17 protein-coding genes and 3 tRNA genes are annotated in these 16,598 nt (G+C 51.4%); 7 read left to right on the forward strand and 13 right to left on the reverse strand.

Annotated features, from left to right (window positions below; translation table 11 throughout):
• Positions 1-38: 38 nt before the first annotated feature.
• The 3 genes from LX59_RS01095 to LX59_RS01105 all read left to right on the forward strand — a co-directional run bounded on the left by LX59_RS01095 (position 39) and on the right by LX59_RS01105 (position 2,007).
• Positions 39-629, forward strand: a complete 591-nt coding sequence (locus LX59_RS01095; RefSeq protein WP_144569993.1) for a malonic semialdehyde reductase — start codon at positions 39-41, stop codon at positions 627-629.
• 203 nt (positions 630-832) lie between these two features.
• Positions 833-1,321, forward strand: coding sequence for an acyl-CoA thioesterase (locus LX59_RS01100; RefSeq protein ID WP_144569994.1), 489 nt, complete (start codon positions 833-835; stop codon positions 1,319-1,321).
• A 92-nt stretch (positions 1,322-1,413) separates the two neighbouring features.
• Positions 1,414-2,007, forward strand: coding sequence for an IMPACT family protein (locus LX59_RS01105; RefSeq protein ID WP_144569995.1), 594 nt, complete (start codon positions 1,414-1,416; stop codon positions 2,005-2,007).
• On the opposite strand, the gene ung is transcribed toward LX59_RS01105, so the two are convergent.
• Positions 2,004-2,693 carry a uracil-DNA glycosylase gene (ung, locus tag LX59_RS01110; RefSeq protein WP_144569996.1) on the reverse strand — a complete coding sequence of 230 codons (690 nt, stop codon included), beginning with the start codon at positions 2,691-2,693 and terminating at the stop codon, positions 2,004-2,006. The two genes, LX59_RS01105 and ung, sit on opposite strands and share 4 nt — an antisense overlap.
• A 194-nt stretch (positions 2,694-2,887) precedes the next feature.
• On the opposite strand from ung, the gene LX59_RS01115 reads away from it, so the two are divergent.
• Entirely contained in the window at positions 2,888-4,000 is a 1,113-nt protein-coding gene (locus tag LX59_RS01115) for an enoyl-CoA hydratase/isomerase family protein (RefSeq protein ID WP_144569997.1), read from the forward strand.
• Positions 4,001-4,254: 254 nt separating this feature from the next.
• Positions 4,255-4,626 carry an Arc family DNA-binding protein gene (locus tag LX59_RS01120; RefSeq protein ID WP_144570237.1) on the forward strand — a complete coding sequence of 124 codons (372 nt, stop codon included), beginning with the start codon at positions 4,255-4,257 and terminating at the stop codon, positions 4,624-4,626.
• A 70-nt stretch (positions 4,627-4,696) separates the two neighbouring features.
• On the opposite strand, the gene mgtE is transcribed toward LX59_RS01120, so the two are convergent.
• The 10 genes from mgtE to rnd all read right to left on the reverse strand — a co-directional run bounded on the left by mgtE (position 4,697) and on the right by rnd (position 13,262).
• A complete protein-coding gene (mgtE, locus tag LX59_RS01125) occupies positions 4,697-6,151 on the reverse strand; it encodes a magnesium transporter (RefSeq protein WP_144569998.1) in 1,455 nt (484 codons plus the stop codon).
• A 436-nt stretch (positions 6,152-6,587) separates the two neighbouring features.
• Positions 6,588-6,664, reverse strand: a tRNA-Arg gene (locus LX59_RS01130).
• 37 nt (positions 6,665-6,701) lie between these two features.
• A tRNA-Arg gene (locus LX59_RS01135) sits at positions 6,702-6,778 on the reverse strand.
• Positions 6,779-6,789: 11 nt separating this feature from the next.
• A tRNA-Ser gene (locus LX59_RS01140) sits at positions 6,790-6,880 on the reverse strand.
• 59 nt (positions 6,881-6,939) lie between these two features.
• A complete protein-coding gene (gene csrA / locus LX59_RS01145) occupies positions 6,940-7,125 on the reverse strand; it encodes a carbon storage regulator CsrA (protein WP_144569999.1) in 186 nt (61 codons plus the stop codon).
• A 173-nt stretch (positions 7,126-7,298) separates the two neighbouring features.
• Positions 7,299-8,525 carry an aspartate kinase gene (locus LX59_RS01150; RefSeq protein WP_144570000.1) on the reverse strand — a complete coding sequence of 409 codons (1,227 nt, stop codon included), beginning with the start codon at positions 8,523-8,525 and terminating at the stop codon, positions 7,299-7,301.
• 93 nt (positions 8,526-8,618) lie between these two features.
• Positions 8,619-11,246: an alanine--tRNA ligase gene (alaS, locus tag LX59_RS01155; protein WP_144570001.1), complete on the reverse strand. Its 2,628-nt coding sequence runs from the start codon at positions 11,244-11,246 to the stop codon at positions 8,619-8,621.
• Positions 11,247-11,376: 130 nt separating this feature from the next.
• Positions 11,377-11,826: a YcgN family cysteine cluster protein gene (locus LX59_RS01160; protein WP_144570002.1), complete on the reverse strand. Its 450-nt coding sequence runs from the start codon at positions 11,824-11,826 to the stop codon at positions 11,377-11,379.
• A 21-nt stretch (positions 11,827-11,847) separates the two neighbouring features.
• Positions 11,848-12,141 carry a YcgL domain-containing protein gene (locus LX59_RS01165; RefSeq protein WP_144570003.1) on the reverse strand — a complete coding sequence of 98 codons (294 nt, stop codon included), beginning with the start codon at positions 12,139-12,141 and terminating at the stop codon, positions 11,848-11,850.
• Complete coding sequence (rnd, locus tag LX59_RS01170; protein ID WP_144570004.1) at positions 12,138-13,262, reverse strand: ribonuclease D; 1,125 nt, start codon at positions 13,260-13,262, stop codon at positions 12,138-12,140. Before rnd ends, LX59_RS01165 begins: the two co-directional genes overlap by 4 nt.
• Positions 13,263-13,370: 108 nt before the next feature.
• On the opposite strand from rnd, the gene LX59_RS01175 reads away from it, so the two are divergent.
• Complete coding sequence (locus LX59_RS01175; protein ID WP_144570005.1) at positions 13,371-14,219, forward strand: sulfurtransferase; 849 nt, start codon at positions 13,371-13,373, stop codon at positions 14,217-14,219.
• A 23-nt stretch (positions 14,220-14,242) separates the two neighbouring features.
• On the forward strand, positions 14,243-15,064 hold the full coding sequence (locus tag LX59_RS01180) for a metallophosphoesterase family protein (protein ID WP_144570006.1): 822 nt from the start codon (positions 14,243-14,245) through the stop codon (positions 15,062-15,064).
• 5 nt (positions 15,065-15,069) lie between these two features.
• On the opposite strand, the gene LX59_RS01185 is transcribed toward LX59_RS01180, so the two are convergent.
• Together LX59_RS01185 and LX59_RS01190 are read right to left on the reverse strand one after the other, a co-directional pair.
• Positions 15,070-15,627 (reverse strand): C40 family peptidase, encoded by a 558-nt coding sequence (locus LX59_RS01185; protein ID WP_144570007.1) that lies wholly within the window; start codon positions 15,625-15,627, stop codon positions 15,070-15,072.
• A gap of 175 nt (positions 15,628-15,802) precedes the next feature.
• Positions 15,803-16,468: a C40 family peptidase gene (locus LX59_RS01190; protein ID WP_144570238.1), complete on the reverse strand. Its 666-nt coding sequence runs from the start codon at positions 16,466-16,468 to the stop codon at positions 15,803-15,805.
• Between the last annotated feature and the right edge of the window lie 130 nt (positions 16,469-16,598).

The following is a 16,598-nucleotide window of genomic DNA, read 5'->3' on the forward strand; positions in this document are numbered from 1 at the left end:
CTTCCACCCTGCTGATGCACCATTTTGAGGATTTTGATATGAGTATTCCCCTCGACAGCAATGTTTTAGGCCAATTATTCACCGAGGCCAGAACCTTTACTGCTTGGCAGAATCGTCCCGTTACCGACGCTCAGCTAGAACGCTTGTACGCGCTAGCCAAAATGGGCCCCACAGCAGCTAATGGTTGCCCAGCCCGCTTTGTGTTTATCCGCACCCCAGAAGGTAAAGAGCGCCTCAAACCCTTTTTAGCCAAAGGGAATGTCGAAAAAACCATGAGCGCGCCGGTCACGGTAATCGCCGCCTACGATCCAAACTTCTACGAGCACTTACCCGAACTCTACCCCCACATAGACGCACGTAGCTGGTTTGTAGACCAGCCCGAACTCTGTGCTGAAACGGCCTTTCGTAATGGCAGCCTACAAGCTGCCTACCTCATCTTAGCTGCCCGATCTTTGGGCTTAGATTGCGGCCCTATGTCTGGGTTTGATGCCGCAGGGGTTAATGAGGCTTTTTTCTCTGCAAACGCTTGGAAAGCTAACTTATTGATTAATCTAGGTTATGGCGATACTGAAAAACTTCACCCCCGTTTACTGCGCCTAAGCTTCGAACAGGCTTGCCTATTGGCATAGTTACTGCTCTAAAATATAGATAGTTTCCTTAGTAACTAATTTACCGGAAACTATCTTCGACCAACTCAAGTCTGAATTTATAAGGCAAATCTTTCATTATACGCCGGACTTGAAAAAAAAAACGCTTAAGTGCATCATGATGTCGCACCTAGCCTAAGGTCGAATAGGCTAACTTAAAACCGAGACAGAGAGCCCGAAATTTCATGGTATCCACAGACAAGTCCACGCTCACCATGACCGTACTGATGACTCCGGATAAGGCCAACTTTTCCGGTAATGTCCATGGTGGAACCCTACTCAAGTACCTTGACGAAGTCGCCTATGCCTGCGCCAGCCGCTACGCTGGAAGCTATGTTGTAACTCTGTCTGTGGATCAGGTGGTGTTCCGCCAACCCATCCATGTGGGTGAGCTGGTCACCTTTATGGCCTGCGTCAACTACACCGGTAATACCTCAATGGAAATCGGCATTAAGGTCGTCACTGAAAACATCCGTACTCAAGAACAACGTCACACCAATAGCTCCTTCTTCACCATGGTCGCTATGGGCCGCGATGGCACCCCGGTTCAGGTTCCGCCCCTAGAACTCAAAACCGACGAACAAAAACGCCGCTTCCACCACGCCGAGGAACGCCGCAAAATTCGTCGTGAAATGGAAGCTCGCTACAAAGCCCTCAAAAAAGCGGCCCAGTAAATCAAAACTCCAGATTGGGATGCTCCACTACTGGTGTTCCCCGTGTAAAAGGCATAGGCTCAGGCTTCATTGGTTTTTAACTGCGCTTGAGCATGCCTTACACGCTACACAACCCCTGCCAACATATAGAGCTCATTCAAAAGAGCCGCTTTCTGACCCACGCCGCTCCCATTCAATCTGCTGCTGAAGCACAGCAGTTCATTCAACACCTGAGTGACCCCTCGGCCACCCACAACTGTTGGGCGTGGAAAATCGGCCAGCAATACCGTTTTAGCGATGATGGGGAGCCGGGAGGCACCGCAGGGCGACCGATGCTCACCGCCATTGAAGGCCAAGACTTCGATCAGGTAGTCGTTGTCGTGACCCGCTTTTTCGGCGGCATTAAGTTGGGTACAGGAGGCTTAGCCCGAGCCTATGGCGGATGCACAGCCAAATGCCTACAAGCCGGTGAAGCCATTGAGCTGCTGAGTTTAACTCGTGCTCAATGCCACTGCCGCTTTAGCGATTTAGCCCGTCTAAAAGCGCGTTTGACCGACTTTGAAGCACTATTAGAAGCTGAATGCTTCGACGCTGAAGGAGCCGAACTTCAATTAGCCGTCCCTCAATCACGCTTGTCTGATTTACAGAGCTTTATCAAAGACCTCAGCCGAGGACACAGCCAACTCAAACCGAAGACAGAGAATTAGTCGGGGAGTCGCCAATCAATGGGCGTTAATCCTTGTTGCTGCAAAAACTGATTCGCCTGACTGAAATGCCCATTTCCCATAAAGCCACGATGGGCCGACAAAGGCGAAGGATGAGCCGACTTTAGTACCAAGTGCTTCGAGCCATCAATCAGGGGCATTTTACTTTGTGCGTGACTCCCCCACAGCATAAACACCACATGCGGACACTGACGGGATACCAACTCAATAATGCGGTCGGTAAAGCGCTGCCAGCCTGCTTGCGCGTGGGAGCCCGCTTTGCCCTGCTCCACACTTAAGGAAGTGTTCAACAATAAAACACCCTGATCGGCCCAGTGCTGTAAACATCCATGCTTAGGCGGATCAATCTGCAAATCTCGATGCAATTCTTTGTAGATATTCAGCAGCGAAGGAGGAATCGCAACCCCTTGCGGGACTGAAAAACACAAGCCATGCGCTTGCCCCGGCCCATGATAGGGGTCTTGCCCTAAAATCACGACCTTAACCTGATCCAAAGGCGTGGAATTCAAAGCGTTAAATATCAGCGCACCGGGCGGATAAATCACCTTACCGGCTGCCTTTTCATGCCGTAAAAAATCCCCTAAAGCCTGCATATAAGGTTGCTGAAACTCATCCAGCAAAGCAGCCTTCCAATGAGGTTCCAACTTGATGCGATCAACAGCACTCATGGGGGAGCCTAAATCCTGTTTCAGTTTGATGTTTTAAGAACTTGCCTACAAAAAAGGCAAATACCTACCGCCTTTCCCATAGAAAACCTCTATGCTGCATTGTAAGGATTTATCCTCTTGATGCGGTAGTACAGCGAACTCATTGTCTCGTTCTTATGTTTACAACAACTTATAAAGGGCTTACCGAGGCTTATATGGATGTACTCTTTGAACAACAACCCACCCACCAAGGCTCCTCAATCGGCATTGTTACCCTTAACAGTGAAAAGACCCTCAATGCCCTCACCCTAGCCAGCGTTGAGGCCATGTTGCATCACCTGCAAAACTGGGCGCAAGATCCCTCGGTGGTCTGTGTTGTATTGCGTGCTGAAGGGCAAAAAGCCTTTTGTGCTGGTGCGGATGTTCGTCGGCTGGCCAAAGCCTGCCTTGAGCAACCCGGCCATGTGCCGCAATTAGCCGCTCAATTCTTTGAGACCGAATACCGTTTGGATTACCTACTACATTGCTTCCCAAAACCAGTAATCGCTTGGGGACACGGCTATGTGATGGGCGGTGGTATGGGATTACTGCAAGGTGCTTCAATCCGCATTGTGACTCCAAGCAGCCGATTAGCCATGCCAGAAATTAACATTGGCTTGTATCCCGATGCAGGAGCCAGTTGGTTTCTACCAAGGCTTCCGGGCAAATTGGGCTTATTTTTAGGCTTAACCGGCGTGCAAATTAACGCACAGGATGCTTTGGATTGGGGATTAGCCGATCGTTTATTACCAGAGGATCAATACGAAGCGCTGCTCCAAGGGCTACGACACATTAATTGGGCTCAGCAACCAGAGCTGCAATTAAACGCTTTGTTGCAAAGCCTAGCCGTCTTAGCCCAAGCGCAACACCCTGAGGCCTGGATAGCCCCCCGCCGTGCACGCATTGAACAATTATTGGATACCACCGAATTACCCTTAGCTTGGGAAGCTTTTCGAAGGTTATCCGAGGATGCAGACCCGTTCTTAGCCCAAGCAGCCCAACAGCTTATCCAAGGCTGCCCCATGACAGCCCAGCTTGTGTGGGAGCAAATGCAGCGCGCCCGTCACTTATCACTTGCTGAAGCCTTTCAAATGGAATACACCATAAGCATAAATTGCTGTCGACATCCCGAATTTTCTGAGGGTGTACGAGCAAAACTCATTGATAAAGATCAAAAGCCACGTTGGCATTGGGCGGATATTAATGATATTCCGCTGACAGTTGTTCAGGCACACTTTCAGCCGATAGGAACTCATGCTCATCCACTGGCACAAATCAATGAAGGATAGCTTGCCCCTAGAGGATTGAACTACTTCTGCAGATCAAGCTCAAAGTATTGCTTTTTTATATAGCTTCTTGCTTAAAAGCACCAATAGCATTGGGTATTTCGCAAAAGGCTTTCACATATTCACTAAAGATAAGCATAATCAGAAGTATACATACAGATATTGTGAGGCCTTGGGCAATGCTTCCGTCATACCGCTGATTGATGATGAGATCACCCAACAAACCACAACACTGCACACCTAAACCACATTGGGACCTGTATCCTATGAAACAAGCCACATTATCCAGTCGAACTGCTGATAAATTTGTCGTCCGCCTGCCTGATGGTATGCGCTCTCGCATTGCCGAAGTGGCCCGTCAGCACCACCGCAGCATGAACTCTGAGATCATCGCTCGGCTGGAACACAGCCTTTTTCACGAGGTTTCCCCCGTGGAACACCTAAGATCAATCGTTGATGATCAAACTGGCTTAACCGCCCACGAGCTTGAGTTGTTGCAGCGTTTTCGGCAGTTATCTGAACGCCAACAAAATGCTTTAGTGGCGCTGATCGCCCAAGACCAAGGCCCATTGGCTCCTAAGGTTCGCCATGAGTCACAGATTCTCGACTATCAACCTAAAGCACGATGATGATGCGCCCTAAACGAGGGCGCACCTCCTTATCTATTTCCAGCGCTACAAGCCTCTGTGCCAACCTACTTTACATCAAGCAGAGGCTGGCTAAACCGAGGAAGATAAAAAAGCCACCACTGTCAGTTACTGCAGTGATCATGACACTTGCGCCCATTGCAGGATCGCGCCCTAAACGAGCTAATGTCATGGGGATCAAAACGCCCATTAATGCCGCCAACAATAAATTTAGGGTCATAGCCGACACCATCACCAAGCCTAAGCCAAGGCTGTCGTATAAAACAGCGGCGACCACACCAATGACACCGCCCCAGACCAATCCATTAATCAAGGCTACAGAGAGCTCCTTGCGCAGCAGGCGTAGCGTATTACCTTTGCCCGTGGTTAGCTGATCCAGCGCCATAGCCCGAACAATCATAGTGATGGTTTGGTTACCCGAATTTCCACCAATGCCCGCTACAATCGGCATCAAAGCGGCCAAAGCCACTAACTCGCTGATGGTGTCATCAAACAACCCAATCACCCGAGAAGCAACAAAGGCCGTCATGAGGTTTACTGCCAACCAAAACCAACGGTTACGCACCGACTTCCACACCGATGCGAAGATGTCCTCCTCTTCGCGCAAACCCGCCATATTGAGGACTTCGCTCTCGCTTTCCTCGCGGATCAGGTCAACGATCTCATCAATGGTCAGACGGCCAATTAATTTGCCGTTTTTATCAACCACCGGAGCAGAGACTAAGTTATAGCGTTCAAAAGCTTGGGCAGCCTCATAGGCATCTTCGTCCGGGTGAAATAACACCGGATCTATTGCCATAATTTGAGCAACAGTTTTATCTGGATCGCTGACCAAAAGTCGCTTAATGGGGAGTACCCCTTTCAGCACGCCGTCGTAATCCACCACAAACAGCTTGTCGGTATGCCCCGGCAGCTCTTTCAAGCGTCTTAAATAGCGCAGTACTACTTCAAGGCTAACGTCTTCGCGAATGGTCACCATCGCAAAGTCCATCAAAGCCCCTACTTGGTCTTCCTCATAGGAGAGTGCCGAACGAAGCCGCTCACGCTGCTGAGCATCCAAGCCCTCCATGAGCTCATGCACCATGTCACGCGGCAATTCGGCGGCTAGATCCGCCAGTGCATCGGCATCCATTTCCCGTGCAGCCGCCAGCAACTCCTGATCGTCCATATCGGCAATCAGGGTTTCACGCACAGCATCTGATACTTCAAGCAGGATGTCACCATCCCGCTCGGCCTTAACCAATTGCCAGACCATCAAACGGTCTTCAAGGGGTAAAGCTTCTAAGAGATGGGCTACGTCAGCGGGGTGCAGCTCATCCAACTTGGCTTGAAGCTCAACCAGATGTTGGCGGTGCACCAACTGCTCGACGCGGTCTTGATGATGTCCCTCTTGGCGTTGAGTCAGCCCCTCAACCAGCTTATGGCGGTGTAATAACTCAACGACTTGTCCCAAGCGATCCTGTAGGGACTCTTGCGCTTTCTTTGCTTCTACTTCAGCTTCAGTCATGGCGCACTCCATCCCCGGTCGAGGATGGGTGCCGGGGATCAGTCAAAGATGGATCAGTAAGTTTGAATGGCTACTGGGTAATTCCATGATTTATTCCGGATATCTGACAAAGAGTCGGATCAGCATCAGCAATTTATTGAGCTTACACATCTGAATCTTTTGCCAGCTTAGGATGACCTCCAGCAATTTTGCTCTTAAAGCCTTAAGCACCATCAGGCCAACTTAGGGCTTACTCAGATTTTGTCCCATTTATCAGTACGCTAGTTCCGTGACAAACACCAGATGCAGCAAATAATTCAAATAGCCTTAGATTTGGCTACAGTTTTCTGGTGTTAATCTTTAGCGAAGGATCTTTGCTGCTACCAACACACATCGACTTCTGTTTTGGCAACAAAAAAATAAAAAGCCTACGTTTAGGTAGGCTTTTTATTAGATATGGTGCACTCAGGAGGATTCGAACCTCCGACCGCTCGGTTCGTAGCCGAGTACTCTATCCAGCTGAGCTATGAGTGCAAAACTTTGGGCACATCTTAAGGTACAACATCTTATATGGTGCACTCAGGAGGATTCGAACCTCCGACCGCTCGGTTCGTAGCCGAGTACTCTATCCAGCTGAGCTATGAGTGCGTAACCGTGCATGGCGGAGAGGGGGGGATTCGAACCCCCGACACCCTTTTGAGGTGTACTCCCTTAGCAGGGGAGCGCCTTCGGCCTCTCGGCCACCTCTCCGAAACACGGGGCGCATAATACCTTTCTTTACGCCAATTGCAAACAAAAAATAGATCAAATCAGTGGTTTGATTCCTGATCCTTTTCTTTTTGGATGCGCTGGTAAATTTCTTCACGGTGTACAGCCACTTCTTTAGGGGCATTCACACCAATACGCACTTGGTTGCCTTTCACACCCAGTACAGTGACGGTGACATCATCTCCCACCATCAGGGTTTCCCCTACCCGACGTGTTAAAATCAGCATTCCTTTCTCCTCAACGGATTCAGCCAGAAAACAGCTGCACACTCAAAGATGATCCCGTCATCTTGTGAAATACAGACAGCCGCCTGAGTTTATTTCAGCATACAGGGAAATTAATCGCTCTGTATCTCTCTTTGAGGACAACTCAGGGGGTAAAACCTAAGCTGTCCAAGTCATCACGCAGTTACTGCATCCAGCTCAAAAGCAGTATGTAGTGCTCGTACCGCCAATTCGAGGTATTTCTCCTCAATCACCACCGATACCTTAATCTCGGAAGTAGAAATCATTTGGATGTTAATGCTTTCCTTAGCCAGAGCTTCAAACATACAACTGGCCACTCCAGCGTGGGAGCGCATACCCACACCCACGATGGATACCTTAGCAATATTAGTATCTCCAGAGACTTCTCGCGCACTCAGTGTTTGAGCCGTTTCTTTTAATACAGATAAGGCCTTCTCGTAGTCGTTGCGGTTGACCGTGAAGGTAAAGTCGGTGGTGTTATCGTGCGCTACATTTTGCACGATCATATCTACCTCAACGTTAGCCGCCCCAATGGGGCCTAGGATTTTGAAGGCGACGCCAGGATTATCCGGTACGCCGCGAATGGTCAGCTTGGCTTCGTCGCGGTTAAAGGCGATGCCGGAGATGATTGGCTGCTCCATGGATTCCTCTTCATCAAGGGTAATGAGGGTACCCGGCCCCTCTTGAAAGCTGTGCAGCACGCGCAGCGGAACATTGTATTTACCCGCAAACTCCACCGAGCGAATTTGCAGAACTTTGGAGCCGAGGCTGGCCATTTCCAGCATCTCTTCAAAGGTGATTTTTTCCAGGCGACGGGCCTTGGCAACAACGCGCGGGTCGGTGGTGTAAACGCCGTCCACATCGGTATAAATCTGGCACTCGTCGGCCTTAAGGGCGGCGGCTAGAGCCACACCGGTGGTATCGGAGCCGCCACGGCCGAGGGTGGTGATGTTGCCTTGCTCATCCACGCCTTGGAAGCCTGCGACCACCACCACACGACCGGCCTTCAGATCACCCATGATGTTCTGGGAGTCGATCTGCAAGATACGGGCCTTAGTGAAGGCGCTGTCGGTAAGAATCCGTACTTGGTTCCCAGTGTAGGATACCGCTGGCACGCCGCGCTTAATCAGGGCCATGGCTAACAAGGCAATAGTGACCTGCTCGCCTGTGGATACCATCACATCCAGCTCACGTGGATCGGGCTGCGGATTAATGGCTTTGGCCAATCCAATCAAGCGATTGGTCTCACCGCTCATGGCGGAAACCACGACTACGATGTCGTCGCCTCGGTCACGAAACTTCTTTACCTTCTCGGCTACCTGTTCGATCCGCTCAACGCTGCCAACCGAAGTGCCTCCGAATTTTTGTACGATCAACGCCATGTCATAACCACCTAAGCCCTCATGGGGCAATTATGGGTACTGCATTCAGAAAAACAGGGAGCTGCCGGCAGACCTAAGCCTGCCGATGGGTGCTCAGGCACCCTGCTCAACAAATTGAGTGGCTAATGCCAAAGCTTCATCCAAGCGTGAAGTATCTGTACCGCCGCCTTGGGCCATGTCAGGACGACCGCCCCCTTTACCACCCACCACCGCGGCTGCTTGCTTCATCAGCTCGCCTGCTTTGAGTTTAGCGGTCAGATCAGGAGTTACGCCGGCGACCAATACAACCTTGTCGTCCACGACACTGCCTAAGAGAATCAGGGCACTGCCGAGTTTATTTTTCAGCTGATCGACCAGAGCCAGCAGGGCTTTGCCGTCTTGGCCTTCAAGACGGGTGGCCAAGACTTTAATGCCTTTGACTTCGACAGCCTCATTGGCCAGCTCGCTACCAGCAGCACTGGCAGCTTTGGCTTTTAGCTGTTCCAGCTCTTTTTCCAGCTGACGGTTACGGTCTAACAGGCCACTCAGTTTATCCAGCAAATTATCGCGGCTGCCTTTGACCAAACCGGCCGCCTCTTTGAGCTGAGTCTCCGCCTGAGTGAAGTATTCCAGTGCGCCCGCACCGGTGACTGCCTCAATACGGCGCACCCCAGCCGCAACGCCGCCCTCACTGGTGATTTTGAACAGACCAATATCACCCGTACGCTGAGCATGAATACCGCCACATAGCTCTACGGAGAAGCCTTGGCCCATGCTCAATACGCGAACCTGATCGCCGTACTTTTCACCAAACAGCGCCATCGCGCCCTTGGCTTTGGCGGTTTCGATGTCGGTTTCTTCGGTTTCAACGAGGGTGTTTTTACGAATCTCGGCATTCACCAAGGCTTCGAGGGTTTTCAGCTGCTCAGGCTTTACGGCCTCAAAGTGGCTGAAGTCAAAACGCAGGGCTTGGCTGTGCACCAGCGAGCCTTTTTGCTGTACGTGATCGCCCAGCACTTGGCGCAATGCGGCGTGCAGCAAATGGGTGGCTGAGTGGTTCAGCGCCGAGGCTTGACGCACTTCAGCATCCACCTGAGCCTCAAGGGTAGCGCCCACAGCCACGGAGCCGCTGACCAAAACACCGTGGTGCAAGAAGGCACCGCCGGCCGTTTTGGTGGTATCGCGCACTTCAAAGCGCACGCCATTTGCCAGCAGATAACCGCAATCGCCCGCCTGACCACCGGACTCTGCGTAGAATGGCGTTTGATCCAGCACCACAACCGCTTCATCACCGGCCACCAGCTGCTCTGCGGCTTGACCGGCTTTGAACAGCGCCAAGACTCTGCCCTGACCCTGAGTATGGCTATAACCGGTAAATTGGGTTTGACCCTCTACCCGCACCAGTGCGTTGTAATCCATACCAAAGGCACTGGCCGAACGGGCGCGCTCGCGCTGTGCCTGCATTTCGCGCTCAAAGCCTTCTTCGTCCAGCGTCAGCTCGCGCTCACGGGCGATGTCGCCGGTCAAGTCCACGGGGAAACCGTAGGTGTCGTAGAGCTTAAAGATAACTTCGCCCGGAATAACCTTACCTTGTAGGCCGGCCAAATCCTGCTCCAGAACGCGCAGGCCTTGCTCCAAGGTTTTGGCAAATTGCTCTTCTTCGGTTTTCAGCACGCGCTCAATATGCGCTTGCTGGGCGGAAAGCTCTGGGTAAGCTGCGCCCATTTCCTGCACCAGCGCCGCCACAATCTTGTGGAAGAAGCTGCCGCTCGCGCCCAGCTTATTACCGTGGCGGCAGGCACGACGAATAATGCGGCGCAGCACATAGCCACGGCCTTCATTCGAGGGCAGTACGCCGTCTGCAATCAAGAAGCCGCAGGAGCGAATGTGGTCGGCCACAACCTTCAGCGAGGGCGCGCCATCATTGGCACAACCAATGGCTTGAGCAGAGGCACTGAGCAGATTTTGGAACAGATCGATTTCGTAGTTGGAGTGCACGTGCTGCAACACCGCACTGATGCGCTCCAAGCCCATGCCCGTATCCACACTGGGTGCCGGCAGAGGATGCAATACGCCATCCGCAGTCCGGTTGAACTGCATGAACACGTTGTTCCAGATTTCGATGTAACGGTCGCCGTCTTCTTCGGGTGAGCCGGGTGGGCCGCCCCAAATGCCTTCGCCGTGGTCAAAGAAGATTTCGGTGCAAGGGCCACACGGCCCCGTATCACCCATCGCCCAGAAGTTATCCGAAGCGTAGGGAGCGCCCTTGTTATCACCGATGCGCACCATACGCTCAGCTGGGACACCCACTTCTTTAGTCCAGATGTCGTAGGCTTCGTCATCGCTGGCGTACACCGTGACCCACAGCTTGTCTTTGGGCAGGGCTAGCCACTTGTCAGAGGTCAGAAACTCCCACGCATAGGTGATGGCATCGCGCTTGAAGTAGTCACCAAAGCTGAAGTTACCCAGCATTTCAAAAAAGGTATGGTGACGCGCGGTATAACCGACGTTCTCCAAATCGTTGTGCTTACCGCCCGCGCGGACGCACTTCTGGCTGGTGGTAGCGCGGGTGTAGGCGCGCTTTTCCAAGCCGAGGAAGCAGTCTTTAAACTGGTTCATACCGGCATTGGTGAACAGCAATGTGGGGTCGTTCGCCGGGATCAGCGAACTGGAGGCCACACGGGTATGTCCCTTTTCTTCGAAGAAGCGAAGGAAGGCTTCACGGATTTCTGCGCTTTTCATAGGTTCTTCCAGAGAGCAGCGGCGGAGCGACTACCGGTGGACTCGGCAACACAAGGCAGCCGTGAGCCGTCCAATTGACCGGCAAAGCGTCGCATTATATCGGCCTTAGGCACAAGGTACAGGCTTTGAATTAACCCGCTCTAAAAATCAAATAAGATTCCCAATCTTCTTCAGCCACCTCACGCTCACTCAGCATACGCCCCGCTTGCGAAATACGCTCCTTGTGTACCGCTTGTGGGTCGCCACAGACTAGAGGGTGCCAAAGGGGTAAATCCTTACCTTCTGAGCGCAATCGGTAGGCGCAGGTAGGCGGAAGCCAAGTAAAACGCTCGGCATCAGCCGCTGTGAGCTGCACACAATCTGGCACAAACTGCCGACGATTGGGATAATCCGTACAACGGCAGGTACTAAGATCTAACAGGTGGCAAGCCACGCGCGTGTAGTAAATAGCACCGTCCTCTTCATCTTCTAACTTTTGCAAACAGCATAACCCGCAGCCATCGCAGAGAGCCTCCCATTCCTCTGTCTCCAACTGATCTAAGGATTTACGCTTCCAAAAGGGTTCAACTTTGGCAGCCATGAGCCTTGTTCCTGCAAGTCTTTACAGAGGATCGTTCATGCGTAACAGTTCTTCGGGCAGATGTTCGATGTACTCTTCTTCAGGAGGCGGCATTTGTAGATGAAAGCCTTGCTGCTCCAGATTTGCCAACACTTTGTGAATGTCTTCCTGCGCCAAAGTACGTTCTGGAGTCAGTACCAGATCAAACGCATGTCGAGGCGTACCGAACACAGCCAATAAAGCTTCGGGGACACGCGTCAAGGCTTCTTGCTTGTTTACGTAAAGATACATCCCGCTTTTACGCGGGCTTTTATAGATAGAGCACAGGCGCTTCATAGAGGATTTTCCAAAGCAGCCAGCAAAACAGGCCCTATTTGGGCACGTCGCCAACCGCGCAGGCTGTCAGGGAGTCGATAAGGGCCTTTAGGATACCCGGTTTTGAGTAGCGCCTCTAAGGTCTTACGCCGTACTACCAATTCAGGAGCAATGTCTAAGCGCACGGCCTCTTGTTGTGCTATAGCCCGCAGATGCTTAAGCGGCCCCGAGGATTCAATGGGTAAAGGCTCAGGCAGTCGCTGCGGCCAAGCCTCTGCCGGTAATCGCTGCGCTTGGCGGATCAACTCCAGCAACTGGGCTCCATCCTGACGAACCGTTTTAGGATGCATATCCTCCAAACGTGCCAGAGCTTCTATATCCTTAGGTTGGTGGCATGCCAATGACCATAGGGTGTTTTCTCGTACAATGCGATTACGCGGCTGGTTGCGGCTAATAGCCTGTTGCTCACGCCATGCAGCCAATGAGCGCAATACTGCCAATTGCTGTGGCCTTAGCCGCCACGCTTGCTTTACCTCTAGGTAGAGGCTATCTAAATCAAGCTCACGCCCCAACTGTTCGGTGATTTCTTGGCCATCCTCCAGCAGCCAGGCCCGCTTTTCAGAGGATAGGCGCACATCCAATACTTGATAAATCTCCGCCAGATGCTGCACATCTTCGGCGGCATAGCGGATCTGGGTGTCCGTCAAGGGGCGATGCAACCAGTCTGAACGAGTCTCTCCCTTAGGGAGCTCAACGGCTAAGATCTGCCCCACCAACCGCGAATAGCCCATAGAAAAGCCAAGATTCAGATAGGCTGCGGCCAACTGTGTGTCGAATAACGGCTGAGGCAATTGCCCGGTTAACCGAAGAAAGACTTCTAAATCTTCACTACAGGCATGCAGCACCTTCACAACCGAAGGGGTGGTCAATAAATCGCCTAGAGCCTGCCAATTAGTGATCCGCAGAGGATCAATCAACCAGACTTTTTGCCCATCACTGACTTGAATTAAGCCGACCTCTGGGTAAAAGGTATCCACCCGCATGAACTCGGTATCCATAGCGATAAAGGGGCGCTGCTGCCAGTTGCTGCACACCTGTTGCAAGGCAGCGTCATCACAAATCCAATGAATATCCATAGTCACGAAAGCAGTTCCTCTAGCCATCGCCTGCGTAAAAGAAGAACACAGTATATATGGATTGCCTAAGCCACATGCTAATGTTCCACCGCGCAGATTATTGGAGCTAAAAGGATGTCCCTCGCCCGCCTGATCAGTCCCAAAGCCTTGCTGGCCCGTCAACAACAGCCCAATCTTGTGATCATTGATTGTCGTTTTGCCTTGGATCAACCCCTGTATGGCCAAGACAGCTATCAAGTGAACCACATTCCAGGCGCCGTCTTTTTAGATTTGGAACAGGACTTATCCGGGCCTATTCGCCCAGGGATCACGGGTCGTCATCCACTGCCTGACCCTCAGCAACTGCAAGCCAAACTGCGGGCCTGTGGCCTCAATCAAGACTCTGAGGTTGTGCTGTATGACGATGGCCCCGGAGCCTTTGCAGCACATGCGTGGTGGCTTTTACTCTGGCTGGGTAAATCGCAGGGAGTTTATCTATTAGATGGCGGGCTGCAAGCTTGGAAGGCAGCTCAATTGCCCCTAAGCAGTCAAATCCCTACAAGCTGCTCCGGTGATTTCCAAGCTCAGGCGAATCCAGCGCTTACCTTGGATATGAATGCGATACGCGCTCAGCATGATCAACTCATCTTACTTGATGCGCGTGCTTTACCTCGATTTCGTGGTGAAGTGGAACCTATTGATCCCGTGGCAGGCCATATTCCCGGTGCTCACTGTGTGCCCTTTAATGAAAACTTAGGTGCAGACGGGTGTTTTTTGCCTCCCGAACAACTTAAACAACGCTTCGCTCCCTTTATTGAGGGCAAAAATACAGAACACGTGGTGGCCTACTGCGGCTCTGGTGTGACGGCCTGCCATAACCTTTTTGCGCTTTGCTTGGCGGGATACCCCCTCATTAAGCTCTATCCCGGATCTTGGAGTGAATGGATTACCCAACCTAATAACCCTATTGCTACTGGCTGCTAAAGCCCTTTTAAAACGAAGCGCGCATGACCAAGATTTTACATTTATCCGATACCCATTTTGGTACAGAAACTCCTGCGGTCGTGGCTGCTTTAGAACAGCATGTGCAAAACCAAGGGGTCGATCTGCTTATCCTCAGCGGTGATATCACTCAAAGAGCACGCCGAGCGCAATTTGCTTCTGCTCAAGCCTTTATCCAGCGACTGAATCAAATAGGGGTTCTGACGCACCTGAGTGTGCCCGGAAACCACGACATTCCTTTGTTCAACCTCTTTCAACGCTTTTACAAACCCTACGCCAATTACCGCCATTACTTAGGGGATGAATTAGAACCCTACTTTGAAAATGATCAAGTGGTGGTGATTGGTCTTAACACCACTCATCCACGGCGGCATAAAAACGGGCTCATCACTCCAGAACAGACGCACCGTGTCTGTGAGTGTCTGTACCAAAGTGCAGTGGATAAAGTACGGATTGTAGTTGCTCACCAACCCTTTGGAGCCATGGTCAGCAGCGATCTGAAAAATCTACAGCGAGGTGCCCAGACCGCACTACAGGCTTGGGCTAATGCGGGACTAGACATTGTGATGGGTGGGCATATTCACCTGCCCTACATACGACCTTTACGCCAACAGTACCCAGAACTAGCCCGAGAGATTTGGACGGTACAGGCGGGAACGGCAACATCTTCGCGCATACGTCACTCAATCCCAAACTCCTTCAATCGGTTACATATTCATAGCAGCCAAGAAGGAAAAAGGGTTCAGGTAGAGCGCTGGGATTTTCAACAGGATCAATTTGTACTGGGCACCTGCTTAGATCTTGATTGGGGATCAACCAACCCTTGATCTAATCAGGGATTCACAGCCAAATGCTGGTTACTCAGGATGCGCTTGGCACCCAAATAATTTTTCTGCCAGTAAGTGCTCGACAGTTGATCCATACGCACTGTGCCTCCTGCTGAGGGGGCATGGATAAAACGCCCTTCTCCCACATAGATACCCGCATGGCTGACTCGCCCCGGGCCATTGGTGGCAAAAAACACCAGATCTCCCGCTAACAGTGAACCTCGTGCCACATTAGGGCCATGCATTTGGCTCATTTCAGTCGTGGTGCGCGGTAGACGAATACCCGTAGTCTCTCGATAGACATAAGCAATCAGACCACTGCAATCAAAACCGCTGTCTGGCGTATTTCCACCCCAACGGTAAGGTACTCCTACCAGACCCAAGGCTCGAAACAGAATATCGTGCGCTAAGGGGGAAAAGACTTGGCTCTGTTGCACCTGCGACCTTTGCCCAATAGGGGAATCCACAGAGTCCGGCGTATGGTTGGAACACCCAGACAGCAGCATACCCACAATGAGAACAGAGCTAATCAACAGAGTACGCAGATGGGATGGGGTCAGCATGCCGTGCTATTCCAAGATATTATAAAGCCAAGGGGTTATAATTCTGATCCAAAGCGGCCTTAGGATAAATGGATGTATAGCCTACTCTTTGTGACCTTTATCAAGAGTAGATGTAAATTGTTTTACTTTTTAGACATTTTTCATGGGGCTATGTCAAAAAACACCTTAGGCATTATCAAGCATCAGGTACGGCGGCTGCTAAGACTCGTTTAGCCTGCATGTAGCTACTGTTCCAGTAGCGATCTTCCAAGCTGTCTACCCGAACCCCACCGCTCTTACGGCTGGAGGAGTGGATAAATTGATCGTTACCAATATAGATCCCTGTGTGAGATACCCGGCCCCGCCCCTGATTGTTGAAGAACAACACATCGCCCGGTTGCAAATCACGACGCGCTACATTAGGAACATCCAACTCAATCAGTTCGCGGGTTGAACGTGGTAGATCAATACCAGCCTCTTCACGGAATAAGAATCCCACAAAACCACTGCAATCAAAGCCTGTTGTTGCTGAATCGCCACCGAATTTATAGGGCGTTCCGACTAGATCAAAACCACGGTCTAAAATCGTACCGACCATCAGCTTAGGAAACTCATAGAGTTGCTCGACAACAGCATGTGCCCGCTGCATTAAGCCTTGCTGAGCAGGAGCCTGAGCCCTTTGAGGTGCTTTGGCATTGGTCTGGGAGCTAAAACGGAAGTGGTTATCCCAAGCTCTTTGCTCATGGGCATCAGCTTGGTTTGTTACGGCCACGGGGGAGTTTTCATAGGCAACAGGGCTTGCGCAACCCGCTAACACGCTGGTTAAGGCACATAACAGCAAGAGTGCAATACGATGTGGCATAGACACAACCCTGTAGCTCCTCAAAACATGGGGCGCGACTATGCCTCCTAGGGTTTTATTCCTGCAAGATCTGACTTAATGGAAGTGTCTCTTTTTTTGATATATATCAGTTTTTAAGAACGACTAAAGT

Origin of the sequence: Azomonas agilis (assembly GCF_007830255.1) — a bacterium.
GTDB lineage: Bacteria > Pseudomonadota > Gammaproteobacteria > Pseudomonadales > Pseudomonadaceae > Azomonas > Azomonas agilis.

What these genes read in the sequence shown, in the direction of transcription:
- LX59_RS01185 (WP_144570007.1), bottom strand. Translation starts at nt 15,627, where the DNA reads ATGCTGACCCCATCCCATCTGCGTACTCTGTTGATTAGCTCTGTTCTC.
- LX59_RS01095 (WP_144569993.1), top strand. Translation starts at nt 39, where the DNA reads ATGAGTATTCCCCTCGACAGCAATGTTTTAGGCCAATTATTCACCGAG.
- LX59_RS01150 (WP_144570000.1), bottom strand. Translation starts at nt 8,525, where the DNA reads ATGGCGTTGATCGTACAAAAATTCGGAGGCACTTCGGTTGGCAGCGTT.
- LX59_RS01100 (WP_144569994.1), top strand. Translation starts at nt 833, where the DNA reads ATGGTATCCACAGACAAGTCCACGCTCACCATGACCGTACTGATGACT.
- ung (WP_144569996.1), bottom strand. Translation starts at nt 2,693, where the DNA reads ATGAGTGCTGTTGATCGCATCAAGTTGGAACCTCATTGGAAGGCTGCT.
- LX59_RS01160 (WP_144570002.1), bottom strand. Translation starts at nt 11,826, where the DNA reads ATGGCTGCCAAAGTTGAACCCTTTTGGAAGCGTAAATCCTTAGATCAG.
- LX59_RS01175 (WP_144570005.1), top strand. Translation starts at nt 13,371, where the DNA reads ATGTCCCTCGCCCGCCTGATCAGTCCCAAAGCCTTGCTGGCCCGTCAA.
- LX59_RS01115 (WP_144569997.1), top strand. Translation starts at nt 2,888, where the DNA reads ATGGATGTACTCTTTGAACAACAACCCACCCACCAAGGCTCCTCAATC.
- LX59_RS01190 (WP_144570238.1), bottom strand. Translation starts at nt 16,468, where the DNA reads ATGCCACATCGTATTGCACTCTTGCTGTTATGTGCCTTAACCAGCGTG.
- LX59_RS01105 (WP_144569995.1), top strand. Translation starts at nt 1,414, where the DNA reads ATGCCTTACACGCTACACAACCCCTGCCAACATATAGAGCTCATTCAA.
- csrA (WP_144569999.1), bottom strand. Translation starts at nt 7,125, where the DNA reads ATGCTGATTTTAACACGTCGGGTAGGGGAAACCCTGATGGTGGGAGAT.
- LX59_RS01165 (WP_144570003.1), bottom strand. Translation starts at nt 12,141, where the DNA reads ATGAAGCGCCTGTGCTCTATCTATAAAAGCCCGCGTAAAAGCGGGATG.
- mgtE (WP_144569998.1), bottom strand. Translation starts at nt 6,151, where the DNA reads ATGACTGAAGCTGAAGTAGAAGCAAAGAAAGCGCAAGAGTCCCTACAG.
- alaS (WP_144570001.1), bottom strand. Translation starts at nt 11,246, where the DNA reads ATGAAAAGCGCAGAAATCCGTGAAGCCTTCCTTCGCTTCTTCGAAGAA.
- LX59_RS01180 (WP_144570006.1), top strand. Translation starts at nt 14,243, where the DNA reads ATGACCAAGATTTTACATTTATCCGATACCCATTTTGGTACAGAAACT.